The following is a 3,672-nucleotide window of genomic DNA, read 5'->3' as shown; positions in this document are numbered from 1 at the left end:
AGTAGCAGAAAAAAAGGCCGACGCCCAATGCGTCGGCCTTTTTTTTGAATGTTTGCGCAAATGATAAATAAACTCATTCCGGTTTTTGCGCGGTGCTGCGTCTTACTTACGTAAGCAGATAAATCGAGCCGGGCAGGGTAGCCACAGGGTTCAGTTTTTCCCAGCCGTACACATTTTTACCGCTGCCCGGACAAACGATCGTGCCCGGGGAGGGGCCGGTCATCGACTTGCGACACGTTGCCCGAGATGGCAGCCGATCCAGGTGGTTCACAGGTCCAGGCAGCGGCAGGGCACTCGATTGCCCATGGATCCTATCCATTTCAATTAAAAATAGAGAGCACGATGTCAGCAATTCATGAGTTGAAACCTCTGTTCAAGGCCTTGGTCATTGCCCGAACCCTGCGCTCGCGTCGCTCGTTGGCCGGTCTGGGCATGGCTTGCCTGCTGCCGCTCAGCGCGCAGGTCCACGCGGAAGACTTCACCCTCGACATTCCTGCCCAGCCTTTGCCCCAGGCGTTGCAGGCGTTTGGCACGCAGACCAATCAGCAGGTGATCTACAGCGCCGATGACATGGCCGGCCTGCGCAGCACACGCGTCAGCGGCAAGTTGAGCAGCGAAGCGGCGATTGCCCAATTGCTCAAGGGCACGGGCGTGCACTACAGCTTTGAAGGCAACACGCTGATGCTGGTACGCGGCAGTTCGACCGAGGGTCTGGAACTGGGCGCTACCACCATCAATGCGCAACAGGTGGGCGCGACCACCGAAGGTTCGAACTCCTACACCTCGAATGCCGTGACCATCGGCAAGGGCACCCACACCCTCAAGGAAATCCCGCAGTCGGTCACGGTGATGACCCGCAAGCAAATGGACGATCAGGATATCGTCGATCTCAAGGACGCCGCCAACAAGACCACCGGACTGGTCGGTGCCCAAGGCGTTGGCAGAGGTTTGATCCTCTCTTCGCGCGGTTTCCAGATCGATGACTGGCAGTACGACGGTGTGCCGATTCCGCGCAACACTTACGCGCTGGGCAACTGGGCCACGCAGGACTTGATTTTCTTCGATCGCATGGAAGTGCTGCGTGGTGCGTCGGGCTTGCTGCAAGGCACCGGCAGCCCGGGTGGCGCGGTCAACCTGGTGCGCAAGCGCGGTCAGGCCACACCGACCGTGACCCTGACCGGCAAGGCCGGCTCCTGGGATCACTACGGTCTGCAACTGGACGCCGGTGGGCCGTTGAACCAGAACGGCACCATCCGTGGACGTTTCGTGGCCGACCAGGACGACACCCACACGTTCGTTGATTCCGAATGGTACAAGACCACCTCGCTGTACGGCGCGCTGGACTTCGATCTGAGCGAAGCCACCACCGTGGGCGTGGCGGTCAGCCAGTCCGACGGCGAATCGCGCTCGAATGTCCGCGGCTTCCCGCGTTACTCCGACAGTAAACCCATCGACCTGCCGCGCAGCACGTACACCGGGGCGAAGTGGAACCATTCGGATATCGACGTCACCACGCTCTACACCGATCTGGAACACCGTTTCAACGATGACTGGGCTTTCAAGATCGGCGCCGTGCGCATGACGGAAACCAACAAGGCGAAGAACCAGCGGGTGCAATCCACCGGCGATGGCATCAATCCCGATGGCAGCGGCGTGCAATACGCGGACTTCGTGACGGACATGGACTCCACCAAAGTCGCTCTGGACATGAACCTCACCGGCAAGTTCGAAGCCTTGTCCATGCCGCAGGAAATCATGGTGGGCGGCAACTATTCCAAATACACCTCGGGCGACAAATACGCCCGAACCTTCAATGACAGCTCCGACAATATCTTCGACATTGATCACAACCGTCCGGATATCAGCTACGAAGGCTTGATCAATAGCCCCGGTGGTCGTGGGACTCCCAGCCAATACGACATCCGCCAGAAAGGCCTGTACGGCAGCTGGCGGGTCAAGCCTGTTGAAGACCTGACCCTGGTGCTCGGCTCGCGCGTCAGTTGGTACGACTACAATTACAAGTCTTCGACCCAGACCGCGAGCGGCATTACAGAAGATCCAAAAAGCACCGCCACTGAAACCGGAGAAGTCACGCCCTATGCCGGTATCGTCTATGACCTGAGCCGCGAATGGACGGTCTACGCCAGTTACACCGACGTATATACACCGCAGACCGAACGCGATACCGCCGGCTCGGTACTTAAACCGATTGTTGGTACTAACTACGAGATCGGTCTCAAGGGCGAGTTAATGGATGGCCGGATCAATACCTCCGTGGCCCTGTTCCGTTACGACCAGGAAAACCGTGCCGTTCTCGATACGCAGGGTGCGCAAACCTGCGACGGTTGGTATTGCTCGACGGCATCGGGCAAAGTGCGCAGCCAGGGTCTGGACGCCGAAATCAGCGGCGAAGTGATCGACAATCTGCAACTGTTTGCCGGCTACACCTACAACACCACCAAATACCTCGACGACCCTGACAACGAAGGCAAAATCTTCAGCTGGTGGACGCCTAAACACATGCTGCGTGTGTGGGGCAATTATCAGTTGAGCGGCGACTGGAGCCGTGTGAGTACAGGCCTGGGCTTTACCGCACAAACCCACACGATAGGTTTCGACCACTCCGTCAACGTTCCGGGTTACACCGTGTGGAATGCCCGCGTCGGTTACCAGCTCACCCCGGAAATCGAGCTGGCGATGAATGCCAACAACCTGTTTGACAAGACCTACTTCGCAGCGGCCTACAACCAGATCAACGGCAACAACAACTACGGTGATCCACGCAACGTGATGTTCAGCGTGAAATACACGCCGGAGTTCTGATCCGCGCTCCCGCTGGTATGAACCCGGCCCATGTCCCTTTGAGGGACATGGGCCAACTCCCTCTGCAGGAGCGAGCATGCTCCGCCATCCATTCCCCCCAACACTCAACCGTTTAAGGTTTAACGACGCGTGTTTATAGACACTCGGTGTTACGTCATAAGCGGCTACAACACCTTGCGTCGTTACCTACGTGTGCGCCAGAATCCGCCGGCTTGTGCGGCTGCGGGGTGGTCTATATCGTTTCCGGGTCACTGCAAAACAGTGATCGGGTTTGGTAGCCCGTCGTGATAGTCGTATGGCAACACCTTATGCAGCCCTGTTTTTGGGACTCGCTTTATATGGTGGTCATGCGTGGGGCTCCTTTGTGAGCGCCGGGTTTTCTATCGCGACCGGTCTACCAACCCACGTATGGCCGCCACCCAGTCGTTTGGTAGCGAAGGTGATGGCTCCTCAAATTTGCGATGGAGTTTTATCTATGTTCAAAGTCACGCCCAACCCCCCGGATACCAATCCAGTACCTTACGACGTCTCTCTTGATCTTGACCCCAAGAAACTGAAAGAGGCGGCCGACCGCGCACTCAACTTCTATCTCAACCCAGGGGCGACGAAAACGCAGATAGCGCCCCGCAAGCCCAGCACCATCTTCACCATCGACGCAGCGGTGGATGACGAAACGTTGCTGGTCGACGCCAGCGAGATGGTCAACGATCTCGCCGAGCTGGCGGACGGCTCGCGACGCTATACGATGCTGGTGTTGCAACGGGTGATCCTGATGAGTGAGTTAGCGGTCAAACGCGTACTGGATAACCACAAGCCTGGGTAGTCGCCAGGCGGGTAGTGAGGGCGCTT

General features: G+C 57.9%; 2 protein-coding genes. Both read left to right on the top strand.

What is annotated here, in order from left to right:
- Window positions 1–342: 342 nt before the first annotated feature.
- Complete coding sequence (locus AC30D7_RS11300; RefSeq protein ID WP_490134110.1) at window positions 343–2,823, top strand: TonB-dependent siderophore receptor; 2,481 nt, start codon at window positions 343–345, stop codon at window positions 2,821–2,823.
- A gap of 475 nt (window positions 2,824–3,298) precedes the next feature.
- Entirely contained in the window at window positions 3,299–3,646 is a 348-nt protein-coding gene (locus AC30D7_RS11295) for a DUF6124 family protein (protein ID WP_490134109.1), read from the top strand.
- The last annotated feature ends 26 nt before the right edge of the window (window positions 3,647–3,672 follow it).

Source organism: Pseudomonas sp. DF5 (assembly GCF_058148225.1).
Note: the sequence above shows the minus strand (reverse complement) of the source record. Positions and strands in the feature narration are given on the sequence as shown.

Bases quoted from the DNA above. Each gene is read 5' to 3' on its own strand.
- AC30D7_RS11295 (WP_490134109.1), top strand. From the start codon at position 3,299: ATGTTCAAAGTCACGCCCAACCCCCCGGATACCAATCCAGTACCTTAC.
- AC30D7_RS11300 (WP_490134110.1), top strand. From the start codon at position 343: ATGTCAGCAATTCATGAGTTGAAACCTCTGTTCAAGGCCTTGGTCATT.